The organism is Pseudomonas putida (genome assembly GCF_002906855.1).
Classification (GTDB): Bacteria; Pseudomonadota; Gammaproteobacteria; order Pseudomonadales; family Pseudomonadaceae; genus Aquipseudomonas; species Aquipseudomonas putida_N.
The window spans coordinates 1,913,936-1,930,965 of the sequence record NZ_MINI01000028.1; the positions used below are offsets into that span (position 1 = coordinate 1,913,936).

At 64.1% G+C, this 17,030-nt stretch carries 18 protein-coding genes; 9 read left to right on the plus strand and 9 right to left on the minus strand.

The features are described from left to right. Window position 1 precedes the first annotated feature (1 nt). Together BGP85_RS09315 and BGP85_RS09320 are read right to left on the minus strand one after the other, a co-directional pair. Complete coding sequence (locus BGP85_RS09315) at window positions 2–1,042, minus strand: LLM class flavin-dependent oxidoreductase (protein WP_027918587.1); 1,041 nt, start codon at window positions 1,040–1,042, stop codon at window positions 2–4. Between the two features lie 75 nt (window positions 1,043–1,117). Then, complete coding sequence (locus BGP85_RS09320) at window positions 1,118–1,603, minus strand: flavin reductase family protein (protein WP_103446889.1); 486 nt, start codon at window positions 1,601–1,603, stop codon at window positions 1,118–1,120. Between the two features lie 316 nt (window positions 1,604–1,919). On the opposite strand from BGP85_RS09320, the gene BGP85_RS09325 reads away from it, so the two are divergent. Next, the gene (locus BGP85_RS09325) at window positions 1,920–3,326 is read left to right on the plus strand and encodes a purine-cytosine permease family protein (RefSeq protein ID WP_103446890.1); all 1,407 of its coding nucleotides are present in this window, start codon (window positions 1,920–1,922) and stop codon (window positions 3,324–3,326) included. Window positions 3,327–3,481: 155 nt separating this feature from the next. On the opposite strand, the gene BGP85_RS09330 is transcribed toward BGP85_RS09325, so the two are convergent. After that, window positions 3,482–5,107, minus strand: a complete 1,626-nt coding sequence (locus tag BGP85_RS09330; RefSeq protein WP_103446891.1) for a methyl-accepting chemotaxis protein — start codon at window positions 5,105–5,107, stop codon at window positions 3,482–3,484. Window positions 5,108–5,385: 278 nt separating this feature from the next. After that, entirely contained in the window at window positions 5,386–6,294 is a 909-nt protein-coding gene (locus BGP85_RS09335; protein ID WP_103446892.1) for an AraC family transcriptional regulator, read from the minus strand. Window positions 6,295–6,397: 103 nt separating this feature from the next. Between BGP85_RS09335 and BGP85_RS09340 the strand changes: the two genes are divergently transcribed. The 5 genes from BGP85_RS09340 to BGP85_RS09360 are packed head-to-tail and all read left to right on the plus strand — an operon-like array spanning window position 6,398 to window position 10,836. After that, on the plus strand, window positions 6,398–6,958 hold the full coding sequence (locus tag BGP85_RS09340; protein ID WP_103446893.1) for a carboxymuconolactone decarboxylase family protein: 561 nt from the start codon (window positions 6,398–6,400) through the stop codon (window positions 6,956–6,958). A gap of 48 nt (window positions 6,959–7,006) precedes the next feature. Next, a complete protein-coding gene (locus BGP85_RS09345; RefSeq protein WP_103446894.1) occupies window positions 7,007–8,071 on the plus strand; it encodes an acyl-CoA dehydrogenase family protein in 1,065 nt (354 codons plus the stop codon). After that, complete coding sequence (locus BGP85_RS09350; RefSeq protein ID WP_103446895.1) at window positions 8,068–8,889, plus strand: ABC transporter ATP-binding protein; 822 nt, start codon at window positions 8,068–8,070, stop codon at window positions 8,887–8,889. Before BGP85_RS09345 ends, BGP85_RS09350 begins: the two co-directional genes overlap by 4 nt. Then, complete coding sequence (locus BGP85_RS09355) at window positions 8,876–10,081, plus strand: ABC transporter substrate-binding protein (RefSeq protein ID WP_103446896.1); 1,206 nt, start codon at window positions 8,876–8,878, stop codon at window positions 10,079–10,081. The genes BGP85_RS09350 and BGP85_RS09355 overlap by 14 nt, the downstream gene beginning before the upstream one ends. Further along, a complete protein-coding gene (locus BGP85_RS09360) occupies window positions 10,081–10,836 on the plus strand; it encodes an ABC transporter permease (RefSeq protein WP_103446897.1) in 756 nt (251 codons plus the stop codon). The genes BGP85_RS09355 and BGP85_RS09360 overlap by 1 nt, the downstream gene beginning before the upstream one ends. Before the next feature lie 93 nt (window positions 10,837–10,929). Here BGP85_RS09360 and BGP85_RS09365 read toward each other — a convergent pair whose 3' ends face one another. After that, entirely contained in the window at window positions 10,930–11,616 is a 687-nt protein-coding gene (locus BGP85_RS09365; RefSeq protein WP_103446898.1) for a GNAT family N-acetyltransferase, read from the minus strand. A gap of 71 nt (window positions 11,617–11,687) precedes the next feature. After that, window positions 11,688–12,623, minus strand: a complete 936-nt coding sequence (gene argC, locus BGP85_RS09370; RefSeq protein ID WP_103446899.1) for an N-acetyl-gamma-glutamyl-phosphate reductase — start codon at window positions 12,621–12,623, stop codon at window positions 11,688–11,690. Between the two features lie 115 nt (window positions 12,624–12,738). Between argC and BGP85_RS09375 the strand changes: the two genes are divergently transcribed. Further along, window positions 12,739–13,620 carry a LysR family transcriptional regulator gene (locus tag BGP85_RS09375; RefSeq protein WP_103446900.1) on the plus strand — a complete coding sequence of 294 codons (882 nt, stop codon included), beginning with the start codon at window positions 12,739–12,741 and terminating at the stop codon, window positions 13,618–13,620. Between the two features lie 72 nt (window positions 13,621–13,692). Here the strand turns inward: BGP85_RS09375 and BGP85_RS09380 are convergent, their stop codons facing one another. Together BGP85_RS09380 and BGP85_RS09385 are read right to left on the minus strand one after the other, a co-directional pair. Beyond that, the gene (locus BGP85_RS09380; protein ID WP_103446901.1) at window positions 13,693–13,899 is read right to left on the minus strand and encodes a tautomerase family protein; all 207 of its coding nucleotides are present in this window, start codon (window positions 13,897–13,899) and stop codon (window positions 13,693–13,695) included. An 18-nt stretch (window positions 13,900–13,917) separates the two neighbouring features. Continuing rightward, window positions 13,918–14,652, minus strand: coding sequence for an SDR family NAD(P)-dependent oxidoreductase (locus BGP85_RS09385; RefSeq protein ID WP_103446902.1), 735 nt, complete (start codon window positions 14,650–14,652; stop codon window positions 13,918–13,920). A gap of 124 nt (window positions 14,653–14,776) precedes the next feature. Here BGP85_RS09385 and BGP85_RS09390 point away from each other — a divergent pair, with 124 nt between their 5' ends. Together BGP85_RS09390 and BGP85_RS09395 are read left to right on the plus strand one after the other, a co-directional pair. Beyond that, the gene (locus BGP85_RS09390; RefSeq protein WP_103446903.1) at window positions 14,777–15,697 is read left to right on the plus strand and encodes a LysR family transcriptional regulator; all 921 of its coding nucleotides are present in this window, start codon (window positions 14,777–14,779) and stop codon (window positions 15,695–15,697) included. A gap of 91 nt (window positions 15,698–15,788) precedes the next feature. After that, window positions 15,789–16,061 (plus strand): hypothetical protein, encoded by a 273-nt coding sequence (locus tag BGP85_RS09395; RefSeq protein WP_103446904.1) that lies wholly within the window; start codon window positions 15,789–15,791, stop codon window positions 16,059–16,061. A gap of 110 nt (window positions 16,062–16,171) precedes the next feature. On the opposite strand, the gene BGP85_RS09400 is transcribed toward BGP85_RS09395, so the two are convergent. Further along, entirely contained in the window at window positions 16,172–16,822 is a 651-nt protein-coding gene (locus tag BGP85_RS09400) for a TIGR04211 family SH3 domain-containing protein (protein ID WP_103446905.1), read from the minus strand. Window positions 16,823–17,030 lie beyond the last annotated feature (208 nt).

Below are 17,030 nucleotides of genomic sequence, written 5' to 3' on the forward strand. Positions count from 1 at the left end.
TTCAGGCGAAGGCCGGCACCACTTCCTTGATGAACAGCTCGAGCGATTTCTTCTTCTCGGCGTGGGGCAGGCTGTTGTCGCACCAGAAGCTGAACTCGTCCACGCCGAGTTCCTGGTAGTACTTGATACGGGCGATGATCTCTTCCGGGGTGCCGATCATGGTGTTCTTGCGGATGTTCTCCAGCTGGAACGCCGGCACTTCGGCGAATTTCGACTCGGGGCTCGGCTCGAGGAAGCCGTTGACCGGAGTGGTCTTGTTGCCGAACCAGGCATCGAAGGTACGGTAGAAGCGCGAGATGGCCTGGGCGCCGATTTTCCAGCCTTCCGGCTCCGACGGGCTGTGCACGTGGGTGTGGCGCAGTACCATCAGTTGCGGGCGTGGCACGTCCGGGTTGTTGTCGAGGGCGGCCTGGAACTTGTTCTTCAGGTCCAGCACTTCCTCGTCGCCCTTCATCAACGGGGTGACCATGACATTGCAGCCGTTGGCCACGGCGAAGTTGTGCGAGTCCGGGTCGCGGGCGGCGATCCACATCGGCGGGGTGGCGTTGAACGGCTTCGGTACGCTGGTGGAGGTCGGGAACTTGTAGACTTCGCCGTCATGGGCGTAGTCGCCTTCCCACAGCTTGCGCACCACCGGGACCATTTCGCGCAGGGCCTTGCCACCGTCGGTGGCCGGCATGCCACCCGCCATGCGGTCGAATTCGAACTGGTAGGCACCGCGGGCCAGGCCCACTTCCATGCGGCCATTGCTGATCACGTCGAGCAGGGCGCATTCGCCGGCAACGCGTATCGGGTTCCAGAACGGCGCGATGATGGTGCCGGCACCCAGGCGGATCTTCTCGGTGCGCGCGGCCAGGTAGGCCAGCAGCGGCATCGGGCTTGGCGAGATGGTGTATTCCATGGCGTGGTGTTCGCCGATCCACACGGTGCTGAAACCGCCGTGCTCGGCCATCAGGGTCAGTTCGGTCAGGTCTTCGAACAGCTGGCGGTGGCTGACCTGTTCATCCCAACGTTCCATGTGCACGAACAACGAAAATTTCATGGGGCTTTCCTCAACGCTTGAAAGTGTCTGTCGCCAGGCTGCGCAGGCGCCAGGTGTCTCGATTCAGAATAGGCTTCAGGCAAAGGCCGGCAGGCTGGCCATCTTGCCGCGGCAGTAGACCATCGGTCGTGGTGCGTCTTCAGGGACGATCAGGTTTTGTACCTTGCCGACCATGATGGCGTGGTCGCCACCTTCATATTCGCGCCACAGTTCGCATTCGATGACGGCAGTGGCGCCGGCCAGGATCGGGTTGCCCAGTTCGCTCAGGGTCCACTCGATGCCGGCGGCCTTGTCCTTGCCCTTCTTGGCGAACGCGTAGGCTTCGGCCTGCTGCCCACCGGAGAGCAGGTGAATGGCAAAGCGCTTGTTCTTGATCAGGACAGGGTAGGAGTCGGAGGTATAGTTGGGGCAGAACAGCACCAGCGGCGGGTCCATCGACAGGGAGGAGAACGCACTGGCGGTCAGGCCGACGACCGAGCCGTCGTCGTCCAGGGTGGTGATGACGGTAACGCCGGACGGGAACGAGCCCAGGACGTTCTTGTAGATGCTTGCGTCGATCATCTGGTGTACCTCTAAAAGGCTGCGGTGGTCCGCGGTTTTTATCGTTGATGTGTCTGATGGTATACCGTAATACCTATTTTGCAAGCGGAATTTTCAGCCCTGGTTTTTCACGATGAACGGCTACAGGCCACGTAAAACGTGGGATTGAGCGGTGAGGCGGTTTGTCGCAGGGGGTGTGCGAGCAGATCAGCGGGCGTTTTTTCCTACGGAGCAGTGTTGTCAAAAGTTTGGAATACCATAATATGGTCCGCAGCTGAGAGGCCGCCTAGATGCGGTTTCCTTACAAAGATAAAAACGACCTTTCGAGCTGAATCCTATGTCCCAACCGTCATCGCAACACCAGTTTGTCGAGAATCACACGGTCGATTACGTTCCACCTGCCGAGCGCCATGGGAAGGCGCGCGACCTGTTCACCCTCTGGTTCAGTACCAACATCGCGCCACTGCCTATCGTCACCGGTGCCATGGTGGTCCAGGTATTCCACCTGAACCTGCTGTGGGGGCTGATCGCAATCGTGCTGGGTCATCTTGTCGGGGGCGTGTTCATCGCCCTGGCCTCTGCGCAGGGACCGCAGCTGGGCATTCCACAGATGGTCCAGAGTCGTGGCCAGTTCGGCCGCTACGGCGCCTTGCTGATCGTGTTCTTCACCGCGCTGATCTATGTCGGCTTCTTCATTTCCAACATCGTCCTGGCGGGCAAGACCATCCACGGCATCGCCCCGAGCGTGCCTATGCCGGGCGCGATCGTGATCGGCGCCCTGAGTGCGACGGCCATCGGCGTGATCGGCTACCGTTTCATCCACATCCTCAACCGCATCGGTACCTGGGTGATGGGTTCGGCACTTCTGGCCGGCTTCATCATGATGTTCGTCCAGGAGCTGCCGGCCGACTTCCTGAGCCGCGGCGCGTTCAACCTGTCGGGCTTCATCGCCACGGTGTCGCTGGGCATCATCTGGCAGATCAGCTTCTCGCCGTACACCTCCGACTACTCGCGCTATCTGCCGCGCGAAGTGGGCATTGCCAAGCCGTTCTGGGCGACCTATTTCGGCGCCACGCTGGGCACCATCCTGTGCTTCAGCTTCGGCACGATCGCGGTGCTGTGCGTGCCGGACGGCACCGACGCGATGGATGCGGTCAAGCAGGCCACCGGCTGGCTGGGCCCGATCCTGATGGTACTGTTCCTGCTCAATATCATCAGCCACAACGCACTCAATCTGTATGGTGCGGTGCTGTCGATCGTCACCGCGATCCAGACCTTCATCGCCGAATGGACACCGAGCGTCAAGGTGCGGGTGATCCTGGCCTCGGTAATCCTGGTGGGCTGCGGGATGGTGGCGCTGAATGCGTCGGCCGGCTTCATCGGCCAGTTCATCGGCCTGATCCTGGCGCTGTTGCTGGTGCTGGTGCCGTGGGCATCGATCAACCTGATCGACTTCTACCTGATCAAGAAGGGCCAGTACGACATCGCGTCGATCTTCCGTGCTGACGGCGGCATCTATGGCCGCTTCAATCACCACGCGATCATTGCCTATGCCTGCGGGATTCTGGTGCAGTTGCCGTTTGCCAACACGTCGCTGTATGTGGGGCCGTATTCGAACATTGTCGAAGGGGCTGACTTGTCTTGGCTGTTCGGTTTGCTGGTGACGGTGCCGCTGTATTACTGCCTGGCGACGCGCGGCAAGGCTGCCGAGCGGGCGGGGCGGGTGCTGAGCGTCAACGACTGATGGATTGATGTTGCTGTGACAGGGGCTGCGCTGCAGCCCATTCGCGGGACAAGCCCGCTCCTACAGGTACAGCGCAAGCCTTGGGCATTGTGCAAACCCTGTAGGAGCGGGCTTGTCCCGCGAATGGGCCGCAAAGCGGCCCCAGCTGTTTCAGGTCAAACCTTGAACTGCGCCACCATGCCATTCAGGTCCACGGCAAGGCGCGACAGGTCCTGTGCCGCTGCGCTGGTCTGGTTCGCCCCCGCCGACGTCTGCATCGCCAGGTCACGAATGTTCACCAGGTTGCGATCCACCTCCCGCGCCACCTGCGCCTGTTCCTCGGAGGCACTGGCGATCACCAGGTTGCGCTGGTTGATCGAAGTGATCGCCTCGGCAATCACCTCAAGCGCCTGACCTGCACCCTGCGCCACTTCCAGTGTTCCGTTGGCCCGGCTGCGGCTGCTGTGCATCGCCGACACTGCCCGTTCAGTACCGTTCTGGATCCCGGCGATCATCTGCTCGATCTCTGCCGTCGACTGCTGGGTCCGGTGGGCGAGGGCGCGCACCTCATCGGCCACCACGGCAAAGCCGCGACCAGCCTCACCAGCGCGAGCCGCTTCGATCGCCGCGTTGAGCGCCAGCAGGTTGGTCTGCCCGGCAATCGCGCCGATCACGTCCAGCACGCGGCTGATCTCGTTGGCGTTGCTGGCCAGTTGTTCGATCTCGGTCGAGGTGCCCGTCACGTCATTGACCAGATGCTGGATCGAGGCCAGGGCCTGGTTGACCTGATCACGGCCATCGCGGGTGTTCTGGTCGGCGCCTTTCGAGGCATCGGCCGTGCTGACCGCGTTGTTCGCCACTTCTTCCACCGCCGCGGTCATCTGGTTGACGGCGGTGGCGGCCTGGTCGATTTCCGCGCTCTGCTGGTGCAGGCCACGGCTGGTGTCTTCGGTGACGGTGTGCAGTTCTTCCGAAGCCGAGGCCAGTTGGTCGGAGGAGGCGGCGATCTTGCGGATGGTCTCGCGCAGGCTGTTCTGCATGCGGCTCAAGGCGCGCAGCAGCAGGGCCGGTTCGTCGCGGCCGACGACACGGATGTCCTGGGTCAGGTCGCCGGTAGCCACGCGCTCGGCCACGGCGACCGCATCGGCCAGCGGTACTACGATACTGCGGGTGAGTACGGTGGCGATGGTAGCCAGGGCGAGCATGATGATCACCAGCGAGACGATGATGGCGGTGAAAGCCTCGTCGGCGACATCGCTGCTGCGCTGCGAGGCATCCTCGGCACCTTTGCCGTTGTAGGCAATGAGCGCGACCATGGCCTTCATCATGCTATCGGCGTACTGGGTGAGCGGGCCGCTGATCTGCTGCTTGGCCTCGTCCATGCGACCGGCAGCGATGTCCTGCACTACCCGTGACTGCAGGTCGAGGTATTGCTGGTGGGCACCCTCGAAGGTGTTGAACAGAGTGCGGTCATCAGCGGCGATGATGGTGTCCTCGTAATCCTTGAGGCGATTTGCGAGCTGCTCGTTGATGCCCTTGAGCAGGTCGATGTTGCGCGCACGCTCGCTTGTGTTGTCATCCAGCGCGGCGCGCAGGGTGAGGGCGCGGGCACGGCCGAGGTTGGTGCTGATTTCACTGAGGGCAACCACGGCGGGCATCCAGGTGACACGGATTTCGTCCGTGGCCGCGTCCATCTGCCGGGTTTCATAGAGTGTGATAAGGCCCATGGCCAGAACCAATGCGCCCAGCAGGGCGAAAACGCTGGTAGCGCGGGTGCCGATCTTCATATTCCGTAACTGCATGGAATGCTCCTTGACGTTGGCGTGCAGGCGTCAAGAGCATGGTCGGATGGCCGGGCCACCAGGGAATGGCGCCAGGCTCTCGATGCGCTGCAGATTTAAGTGTGTGCCTCACCCTCTTGTATGTTTTTTTGATTGCGATGATGCCATATTGCCATCAATATTGACCAGGCATTCAATGTAACAACATCTTCTGAAATATCCGTCATTCTTTGACGGATCTGTCAGGAATTTGCAGTCAAAGGATCACCAGCAGCGGCGGGGGATTCCGCGCTACCAGGTCAGAATGTTCCAGCCTGTTGCCGCCGATAGGCCCCGGGCTGCACCCCCATGGCCTTGGCAAACGCCCGGGTAAAGGCCGCCACCGACTGGTACCCCACCTGCACCGCCACTTGTTCCACGGTATTGCCCGCCTTCAGCAACCGGCACGCATGGCGCATGCGCAGCGCCAACAGCACTTGCCCCGGCGACTGCCCGGCCAGCTCATTGAAGCGCTTGAAGAACGCCGAGCGCGACAACCCGGTGCAGGCCGCCATGCTCTCCAGCGTCCAGGCCTGCCCAGGCTGCTCGATCAACTGCTCCAGCAACCCGGCAAATGCCGGCTGGCGGGCGAGGGCGACCAGTCCGCCCAGCGATTGCCCCCCGTGCACCTGCTGGCGTAGCACATACAGAAACAGCAGTTGGGTCAGGCGCTCCAGCATGATTTGCGAGGGCGAGCGCTGGCACTCCTCCAGAATCAGCCCGAACAACGCCCGCGCCGCATGGCCGGCCGGCTCATCGGCGCGCAGCACGATCCAGTCGGCTAGCCCCTCGACGATCAATGACGACAACCCGGCGCGGAAGTCGAAAAACCCGCATACCAGGCCCACCCCATCGTTCGCCGTCGCATCCAGCGCCTGCATCTGCTGGCGTGGCTGGTCGCAGGCTGTGATCGGGTCCTGGTCGCTGGATAGCCGATAGCTCAGGTCGCGCAGCAGGAACACGGCATCGCCGGCCGCCAGGCGCACGGCCTCGGCGTGGCCATCGAGGTGCAACCAGCAATGCCCTTGCACCACCAGGTGAAAGCTGGCACGGCCCATGCCTTGGGTGCTGGCATGCCAGCCGCCGCAATAGCGGCCGACATGGAACAGGCTCGCGTCGAGTTCGAGGCCTTCTAATAACCAATCGACAAGATGGCTGGATGAAATCATCTAATGCAAAGACTCAGGAGCAAGGAAAGGCGACTGATGAATATGGAGGGTAATTCTTATAACCAACAGACTGTAGCGACACACATCAAAAGGAGACCACTCCATGTCCTCCCGCATTACTCTACACACTCTGCAGAGCGCCCCGGAAGCGGCCCGCCCATTCCTCGAAAACGCCCAGAAGAACTCCGGCTTCATTCCCAACCTGCTCGGCGTGCTGGCCAACGCCCCGGCAGCGCTGGAAACCTACGTCACTGTCTCGGCCCTGAACGGCAAATCCGAGCTGACCCTGGCCGAGCGTGAAGTGGTACAACTGATTGCCGCCACCAAACACGGTTGCGACTTCTGCGTCGCCGGCCATACCGCCGTGGCCCTGAACAAGGCCAAGCTGCCCGCCGAGGTGGTCGAGGCCCTGCGTGCCCGTGGCGAACTGCCGGATGCCCGCTACGAGACCCTGGCCGAATTCGCCCGTGAAGTCATAGCCACCCGCGGCAATGTCAGCGACGCCACCTACCAGGCCTTCCGCGCAGCCGGTTTCACCGAGGGCAACGCCCTGGAAGTGATTCTTGGCGTGAGTCTCGCAACCCTGTGCAACTTTGCTAATGTGTTCGCCCAGACGCCGCTCAACGACGAGCTGAGCAAGTACCGCTGGCAGCCAACTGCGTAATTGACGCCTGGCGCTGGTGGCGCCTGCGATTTCAAAAGGAGTAGGGACATGCTTGATGCTGCATTTCGTCAATGGCTGGATGCCAATGCCGAGGCAATCGACCAGGGCCAATGCGACCCGCAGCTGGTGCTGGCGCACATCGCCGAATCGCAACTGCTGCGCGTAGGCGTCGCCCCGGCACTGGGTGGCAGCGGGGGCGCGGTCACCCATGCGGTCGAAGCCATCGCCGCCATCGCCAGCCGCTCGCTGGCCGCAGCCTTTGTCTGCTGGGGCCAGCGCGCATTCATCGAGTACCTGCTGCAAAGCCCCAACCAGGCCTTGCGCGAGCGCTTGCTGCCCAGACTGCTGACTGGCGAGCTGGCCGGTGCCACCGGATTGTCCAACGCCATGAAGTTCCTTTCCGGGATCGAGGCGTTGCAGGTGCGTGGCCGCCCCGAGGCGGCGGGCTGGACGCTGGAAGGCCGCCTGCACTGGGTGACCAACCTGCGCAAGAGCGGCTTCGTCGTGGCGGCGGCCATCGAGGACGATGCCGGCGGCTCGCCTTTCGTGATGGCGATTCCCTCCGACAGCCAGGGCCTGGAGCGTTCTGACGACCTGGAACTGATGGGCCTGCAATCGAGCAACACGGCAGCGCTGGCGTTCCATCAGGTGGAATTGAGCCGCGACTGGCTGCTGCACGAAAACGCCCGCGAATTCCTGCCCAAGGTGCGCCCGGCGTTTCTCGCCCTGCAGTGCGGCATGGCCATCGGCCTGGCGCGGCGCTCGCTGCACGAAGTACACGAACATCTGCACGGGCGCCTGTCGTTCCTCGAAGAACACCGCCAGGTGCTCAAGGAACGCCTGGAAAACACCGTGGCCGAGCTCAAGCAAGGCCTGCTCGAAGGGCGCTTCCAGGGCCAGCCGGCGGCGCTGTTCAAACTGCGCATCACCCTTGCCGAAAGTGCGGCCGATGCCGTGCAGCTGGAGCTGCAGGCCAGCGGCGGCAAGGCCTACCTGGATGAGTTCGGTGCCGGCTTCGCCCGCCGCTGGCGCGAGTCGGCGTTCGTGCCGATCGTCACCCCAAGCCTGGTGCAACTGCGCGCCGAGCTGCATCGCCAGGCCGCCAGCGCATGAGCCAAGCGTTACTCGAAGCCCGCGAGATCAGCCTGGGCTACCCGCGCGCGGGCGGCTGGCAGGAGGTGCTGGCGCGCTTCGACCTGCAACTGGCGCCAGGCGAGGTGGTGACCATCCTCGGCCCCAGTGGTGTCGGCAAGTCCAGCCTGCTGCGGGTGCTGGCTGGCCTGCAGCAGCCACGTGGCGGCCGCGTGACCCTGCATGGCGAGCCATTGCAGGGTCCCCATCCGCGCCTGGCAGTGGCCTTCCAGGACCCGAGCCTGCTGCCCTGGCTGAGCCTGGAAAAGAACGTTGCCTTCGGCCTGGACTTCGCCCGCCAGCCCAAGCTGACCGCAGCCGAGCGCCGTGCGCGCATCGACCATGCCATCAGCTCGGTGGGCCTGGCCCATGCGCGCAACCAGTATCCGGCGCAGTTATCCGGTGGCATGGCCCAGCGCACCGCACTGGCCCGCTGCCTGGCGCGCCAGCCTGAAGTACTGCTGCTCGACGAGCCGTTCGGTGCGCTCGACGAAGTGACCCGCGCCGACATGCAGCAATTGCTGCTGCAACTGATTGCCACCCACAACACGGCGGCGGTGCTGATTACCCACGATATCGACGAAGCCCTGTTGTTGTCCGACCGAGTGCTGCTACTGGGCAACCACCCGGCGCACATCCTTGGCCAATGGCACATCGACCTGGCGCAACCGCGCACGCACCGGGTCGAGGAGCTGGGCGCACTGCGCATCGAGATCCTGAAAACCCTTCGGCGGGCAAGCCGCACGGCTGAACCTTCCCCTACCTCATTGCCTTCGGAGCCTGCACATGTGCATGGATGACTGCTGTTCCGCCACTTCGCGTCGTGATTTCCTCAAGCTCAGCGCCATGCTCACTGCCGCTGGGGCGATGCCATTGCTGTCCAGCCTGCAGGCCCGCGCAGCCGCCGAACCCGACGCGCCGGTGCGCATCGGCTACCTGCCGATCACCGACGCCACGCCGCTGCTGGTGGCGCACAACAATGGCCTGTTCGAAGCCGAAGGCATCAAGGCCGAGCGCCCGGTGCTGCTGCGTAGCTGGGCGCAGGTGATCGAGGCGTTCATCTCGGGCCAGGTCAACGTCATTCACCTGCTGTCGCCGATGACCGTGTGGGCACGTTATGGCAGCAAGGTGCCGGCGAAGGTGGTGGCCTGGAACCATGTCGGCGGTTCGGGCCTGACCGTGGCGCCGGACATTACCGACATGAAGCAGCTGGGCGGCAAGACCGTGGCCATCCCGTTCTGGTACTCGATCCACAACGTGGTGCTGCAGCAGATGCTCAACGACAACGGCCTGACCCCGGTGTCGAAGCCCTCCAATGCCCAGCTGGCGGCCAACGAAGTCAACCTGCTGGTGCTGCCGCCCTCGGACATGCCGCCGGCCCTGGCGAGCAAGCGCATCGCCGGCTACATCGTTGCCGAACCGTTCAACGCCCTGGCCGAGAACCTCAAGGTCGGCCGCGTGCAGCGCTTTACCGGCGATGTCTGGCGCAACCACGCCTGCTGCGTGGTGTTCATGCACGAGCACGACCTGAACAACCGTCCGGAATGGTCGCAGAAGGTGGTCAACGCCATCGTCAAGGCCCAGCACTGGACCCGCGAGCACCGTGCCGAAGCAGCGGCGCTGCTGTCCAAGGCGGGCCCCAACAAGTACACCCCGCATGAACCGGCAGTGCTGACCAAGGTACTGGCCCCGGCCGCCGAAGACCGCGCCAGCTACATTGCCAGTGGCGCGATCCAGCATCAACAGTGGGATGAAAAGCGCATCGACTTCCAGCCCTACCCATACCCCAGCTACACCGAGGAACTGGTCAAGCGCCTGAAGCACACCCTGATCGAGGGCGAAAGCGGCTTCCTCGCCGGCCTGGACCCAGCGCAAACGGCCCGCGACCTGGTCGACGACCGCTTCGTGCGCAACGCCATTGCGGCAGTCGGTGGCCCTTCGGTGTTCGGCATCGCCGAGAACTTCCAGCGTAGCGAGGAGTTCGCGGTCTGATGCGCAAGCACGTCGTCCATGCCGGCCTGGGTTTGGCCGGCCTGCTGGGGTTGCTCTTGCTGTGGTGGCTGGGGGTGCGGTTGTTCGGCGAGGCCGACGGCCTGTCGGCGCGCTTCTCGCCCCAGGCGACCCTGGCCAGCCTGGTCGAGCTGCTCGGCCAGGGCGAGGTCTACGGGCATGTCTGGGTCAGCCTCAAGCGCATTCTGGTTGGCCTGCTGCTGGCGCTGCTGATTGGCGTGCCGCTGGGGCTGCTGGTCGGCAGCTACCGGCATCTGGAGGCGGCGACCACGCCAGCGTTCCAGTTCCTGCGGATGATCTCGCCACTGTCGTGGATGCCGGTGGTGGTAATGCTGATGGGCGTAGGCGACCAGCCGATCTACTTCCTGCTGGCCTTCGCCGCGCTGTGGCCGATCCTGCTCAACACCGCCGCTGGCGTGCGCCAGCTCGACCCGCGCTGGCTGCAGCTGAGCCGCAGCCTCAGTGCCACGCGTTGGGAAACCTTGTGCAAGGTGATCCTCCCTGGGGTGATCGGCCATGTACTGACCGGTGTGCGCCTGGCCATTGGCATCCTGTGGATCGTGCTGGTGCCGTGCGAGATGCTCGGGGTGAGTGCGGGGCTGGGGTATTTCATTCTCGATACCCGCGATCGCCTGGCGTACTCGGAGCTGATGGCGATGGTGCTGCTGATCGGCGTGTTGGGGTTCATGCTCGATGCCCTGGCTCGCGGGCTGCATCGGCGTTGGGTGCATGCCTGACCGGCCAGTTCTGTCTCTTCGCGGGGCAAGCCCGCCCCTACAGGACGGTGCGTTCCTGTAGGAGCGGGCTTGCCCCGCGAAGAGGCCGCACGATCAATGCACCGACTTGCGCTCCCGCACACAGGCCTTCGCCTGGGCGGTCAAATCATCCAGCCATTCATCCCGCTGCTGCTCGGCATCGAGCATGGCATCCTCACCCTGCTGATTAAGCAGGTAAGTGTGAATCTGCAGCACCTCGGCAGTCTGGTAGATCGGCGCAATATCCAGCCGGCCGATCAGCGCACCACTGGCCTGGCCGGTACTGCTCATCAGCACCTGCGGCCCGCTGGCGGCGACCACCTGCATGCCCATGCTTTCGAACCAGGGCACCTGATGGGCAAAGGCATTCAGCTCGACGCTGGCATAGCGCGCCTGCGCATCACCCAGCAGGGCACGGGCAATGCCTTGGCGGCGGTGGCTGGGCGCCACGGCCAGAAACGCCAGGGCGCAGGCCTGGGGGTTGTCCTGGGCCGGCAAGGTCAAGGCGAAACCGAGCAACTGGTCTGGGGCGTCGGCATCCAGAGCCAGGGTCAACTGCACCGCCAGGCCACGGGTGCCGTCAATGGCCTGCAGATACTGGTGCACCTCCATGCCGACACCGTACTGGTACAGCGGATAGAGCGGGTTTTCGGCACGAATGGCGACGCTGCTCAGGTCGCCGACGTTGTGGATCACCAGCTCGCGGATCTGGTTCTGGAAGGACTCGGGCGGCACGCTGTCGAGGCGGCTCAGGATGAACATCGGTGGACGGGCTCCGGCTGCGGTTGGCTCACCGCGCCGGGTTGGCGCGGGGTGCACAGTCTAAACCCTTTTTAGCCGCGCATCGCGGCAAGCATCAGGTCGAGGTTCTGCACCGCTGCGCCCGAGGCTCCCTTGCCGAGGTTGTCAAATACCGCCGTCAGCACCACCTGGCCGTGCTCGGGGTTGGCGTACAGCGCCAGGCGCAGGTCGTTGCTGTCGTTCAGCGCCTCAGGGTCGAGCGGGGTGGCCGGACCTTGCTGGTGCAGGGGCATCACCTGCACATGGCGGGCGCCCTGATAGTGCTGTTCCAGGCAAGCTTGCAACTGTTCCGCGTCGGGCTGGCCAGGCAACAGGCGCAGTTGCAGCGGGATGCTCAGGACGATGCCCTGGCGATAGGCCGCGTAACCCGGCAGGAACATCGGCCGTGCCGACAGGCCAGCGTGCAGCTGGATCTCCGGCACGTGCTTGTGCGCCAGTTCCAGGCCATACAGCTGCAAGGTCGGGGCGTGTTCAGCACCCGGGGTCTCATGCCGCTCGACGGCTGCGCGGCCGCCGCCGGAATAGCCGGAGATGGCATGGATGCTCAGCGGGTAGTCGGCAGGTAGCAGGCCGGCCTGGACCAGCGGGCGCAGCAGGGCAATGGCGCCAGTGGGGTAGCAGCCAGGGTTGCTGACACGTTTGGCTTGGGCGATACGCTCGGCTTGTTGCCCATCCAGTTCTGGCAGGCCGTAGACCCAACCTGGCGTGGTGCGGTGCGCGGAGCTGGCATCGATGACCCGTACCGCCGGGTTTTCGATGGCCGCAACAGCCTCGCGGGCGGCGTCGTCGGGCAGGCACAGCAAGGCGATGTCGGCGCTGTTGATGGCGTCGCTGCGCCGCTGTGGGTCCTTGCGCTCGGCTTCGGGCAGGGTCAGCAGGCGCAGGTCGTTGCGACCTTGCAGGCGGGCGTGGATCTGCAGGCCGGTGGTGCCTTGGTCGCCGTCGATGAAGACAACTGGTTTGTGCATGGTCGGGAGTCCGGTCAGGGGAGGGGGTGGCCTATGCTCGCCTGTGGCCTTGAGAAAGAAAATTTGAATATCATGATGCTGAAATTCAGTTTTGATGAATCAAGGATCGCCGCCCATGCGCGAAATCAGCCTCGACCGCCTGCGCACCCTGGTAGTGATTGCCGACCTGGGCTCCTTTGCCGAAGCCGCCCGCCAGCTCAACCTGGCGCCGCCCACCATCAGCCTGCACGTGGCCGAGCTGGAAGCGCGGGTCGGCGCGCCGCTGCTGACCCGCAACCGCAACCAGGTGCGCCCCACGAGCATCGGCGAGACCTTGCTGGCACGCGCTCGTCGTTTGCTGGCCGATGCCGATCTGGCCCTGGACGAGGTGCGTCGCCAGGTCGAAGGTCTGACTGGGCGGGTGCGCCTGGGCGCCTCGACGGGGGCTATTGCCCATCTGCTGCCCAGGGCCCTCGAACACCTGCGGGTGGCGCACCCGGGCATCGACGTACAGGTTCAGGTGCTGACCTCCCAGGCTTCCCTGGCGCGCTTGCGCGAAGGCAACCTGGATATCGGCCTGGTAGCGCTGCCACAGGTGGCTGGCAAGGGCGTCAGGCTCACGCCCTGGCGGCGTGACCCGATCCTGGCGTATGTGCCGGCCGACTGGCAGCCGCCGGCAAAGGTCACCCCCGGCTGGCTGGCGCAGCGTGCGTTGATCCTCAATGACAACAGCACCCAGCTGTCGCGGGTGACGGGTGAGTGGTTCGCGGCGGCGGGTTTGTATCCCGAGCCGCGCATCGAACTGAACTACAACGATGCCATCAAGAGCCTGGTGGGCGCCGGCTATGGCGCGACCTTGTTGCCGCAGGAAGGTGAGGCCGCCGAACTGGACCGGCGCATTGCGCGCCGGCCGCTGCGGCCAGGGTTGTGGCGCCAGCTGGGAATTGCCTGCCGGGAGGGGCAGGTGGAGCGGGCCACCGGGTTCGTACTTGAGGCGCTGGAGCGGTTGCGGCAATAAGGGCAGCAAAGCCCACGCGGTACCTGTGGGAGCCGCGCTTGCCGGCCAAAGGGGAGCAAAGCGCCCCAGCGTTCAGCCCCGCTCTCGCAGGCGAACTGCCGTCACGGTCTCGCCGCCAACCCCCCAGTTGTCCGTCGGCACTTCCTCGATCACCACGAAGGTACTGGCCGGTGGCTTGCCCAGTACCTGTTCGAGCAACTGCGTGGTGCCCTCGATCAGCTGGCGCTTGTGTTGCTGGGTCACCCCCTCATCGGTCACCCGGATATGAACGTAAGGCATGGCTGTTCGCTCCTCGGTTCAGTGCCAGGTGCCGGCGGTGCTGCCACCGTCCACGGGCAGGATGACGCCGCTGACGAAGCGCGCATCGGTCAGGTACAGCACGGCATCCACCACATCCTGCGGCTTGCCTGTGCGACCGCTTGGTGACAGCCCGCCAAGCCCTTCGACGTTGCCGCTGTGCAGCGGTGTATCGATGATCCCCGGCGCCACCGCATTGACCTGCACACCGCTGGCGGCCAGTTCCAGAGCCAGGCCTTTGACCGCCTGGTTGAGCCCGCCCTTGACCAACACTGGCAATAGCGCCGGCACGCGGGTATCCGGCTGCAGGGCGATAGAGGCAGTGATGGCGATGATCTGCCCGTGGCCTTGTGCAGCCATGACCCTTGCCGCTGCCTGCGACGGATAGAAAAAGCCCTTGAGGTTGGTGCCCACCAGCGCGTCGACGTCAGCCTCGCTGTACTCGGTAAAGGGCTTGGGGATGAAAATCCCCGCGTTGTTGATCAGGATGTCGACGCCGCCGAAGGTCGCCTGTGCCGTGGCGATCAGGTGCTGGGCAGTCTTGGCTTCGGCGATGTCGCCGGCCACGCCGGCGAAGCGCTGCGGGTGACCGAGGCGGGCGGCGGCCTGCTCCAGGCGCGCTTGGCTGCGGGCATTGCCGACCACGTTGTCGCCGCGCTCGAGGAAGGCCTCGGCGAGGGCGAAGCCCAGGCCGCTGGAGGCCCCGGTGATGATGACGGTTCTTGGCGTGCTCATGGTTGCGTTCTCCGAAAGTGAGCCGGTTGGCTCGTGGTGGAGATCACTGTAGGGCGCAACGCCTGCTTGAAAAATGAGCCGGATGGCACTTCAATCGATACACCATGTAATTAATCGAGCCGCCATGACCCGCTACTTCGACGACTTGCAACTGGGCAGCCTGGAGTTGTTCTGCCTGGCAGCCGATACCGGCAGTTTCACTGCTGCGGCCGCCGAGGCCGGTGTCACCCCGGCAGCGGTGAGCCGCAGCGTGGCGCGTCTGGAGGAACGCCTGGGCGTGCGCCTGTTCGTACGGACCACCCGGCAGATGCGCCTGTCCGACGCCGGCCAGGCCTATTACCAGCAATGTCGACAGGCGCTCGGGCAGTTGGTCGAGGCGGAGCGCCAGGCCACCGGTGGCCAGGCCGTGCCCAGTGGCCGCCTGCGCATCAGCGCGCCCACCCCTTATGCGCATCACCGTCTGCTGCCGTTGTTGCCGGCGTTCCGTCAGCGCTATCCACAGGTGCAGGTAGACTTGCATGTCAGCAATCGCAACGTCGACTTCGCCGAAGAGCCCTTCGACCTCGCTATCCGTGGTCGCGAGCCAGCCGATTCGCGGCTGGTGGCGCGGCGTCTGGAGGATGCCGAATTGGTGGTGGTGGCGACCCCGGGCTACCTGGCCCGCATGGGTACGCCGCAGGTGCCGCAGGACCTGGCCGGGCATGAGTGCATTCAGTTCGAACTGGCCAGCAACGGCCGCCGTTCGCCATGGCGTTTTCGCATCGAAGGCCGCGAGGTTGAAATGGATACCGACGGTGGCTTCACCTGCCTGGGCGACTTCCTGGCAACCGCGACACTGGTGCGCCATGGGGGTGGCCTGATGCAGGCCTACCGCTTCACCGTGCAGGACGCGCTGGCGAGTGGCGAGCTGGTCGAGGTATTGGGCGCATACGGCGGCACCTCGCGTCCCTTCATGCTGATCTACCCCCAGGCCCGACACATGCCATTGCGGGTACGGGCGTTCATTGACTTCCTGTTTGCCGAGGGCGCTCGACCGCTGATCTGAACCGACACACTGGGCCTGCGCCGACTATGCTCTTTTCTGCGTCGAGCCATTGTCTCTCGATGATCATTCCGATTGCCCAGGAGAACGCTCCATGAAATCCATGAAATTCGTGCCTCTACTGGTGATTGCCTCAGTGTTGAGCTTTACCGCCCATGCCGACGCTAAAAGCAACTGCGCGGCCAAGATCAGTGAGCTGGAAAGTATCCATAAAGCCGATGGCCCGGGGCTGCATGGTGGTATGGCACACGACTACAAAGAGCACTTGAAAACAGCCAAGGACGCGCAGGCGAAGGGGGACTATACCCAATGCCAGGCCTCGGCTGACCAAGCCAAGACCATCTACAACAAGGCCCGCAGCAAATAGTTACATGGCTGTACGGCTTCTTCGCGGCGACGTACGTGAAGAAGCCGGCACAGGCATACCCATCCAGGCTGCCAGCTTTCAGCCAGACGAAATCCCCACCGGATCGAGCATCAGAACCAGCGGTCGTTCTTCTTCCGGCCGCGGGTCAGCGCCGGCAGGATCAGCCCCGCCAGCAGGCCAGCGCCGGCGATGCTGCCGCCGTACACCATGTAGCGCATCATCACCTGCTTGTTCTCGTCGCCCAGGCGTGCCTGTGTATCGCGCAGGCTCGATTGGCTCTGGTCGAGCTGTTCGTTGAGTGCCTGGTTACGGGCTTCCAGTTCATCAATGAGCTTCTTGCGCGAGTCGAGGGTTTCCTGCATGCCCTGCACGCGGTTCTTCCAGCTGTCATCGATGTTCTTGAGCTGCCCGGACAGCTCCGCCACCTGTGCGTCGAGCTGCGGCAGGCGCTCGTTCTGGCCCGGTACCGACTGCAGGTCGCTGGTGAGGATCCACACCAGGTCGCCATTTTGCCCACGCACCTGGCTGTAGTTGCCCTGGCTGCCGATCAGGGTGAGTTTCTGCCCGGACTTGAGCGTGCCGACGATGCGGTGGCCATCGGTCGGGCCACTGCGCACATAGGTGCTCAAACTGTCGCTGACCCAGCGCGCATCGCTGGCCGGCTCTTCGGCATGCGCGGGGACGGCAAGAGCCACCAAGGCGGCGAGCAGGCTGCCGCGCAGGGCAGGGAGGGCAAGGGAGGCTGGGCGGGATTCAGGCATTTTGGGTCTTCGCTGCAACAGGAAAAATAGGCCCGGTAACTGTAGATCAGCGACGGAGCCGGCGAACCGGTCGGTGAATTGACCGTCAGGGACAGACCGCATTTTTGTAAGCAGGTTCACTGCTGAATGTAGGAATTACCAACAGAATGTTGCAAGTGCCGGGCTAGAGGCGCTGCGTGCCCATGACACGATTGTAATGCTGCGATCA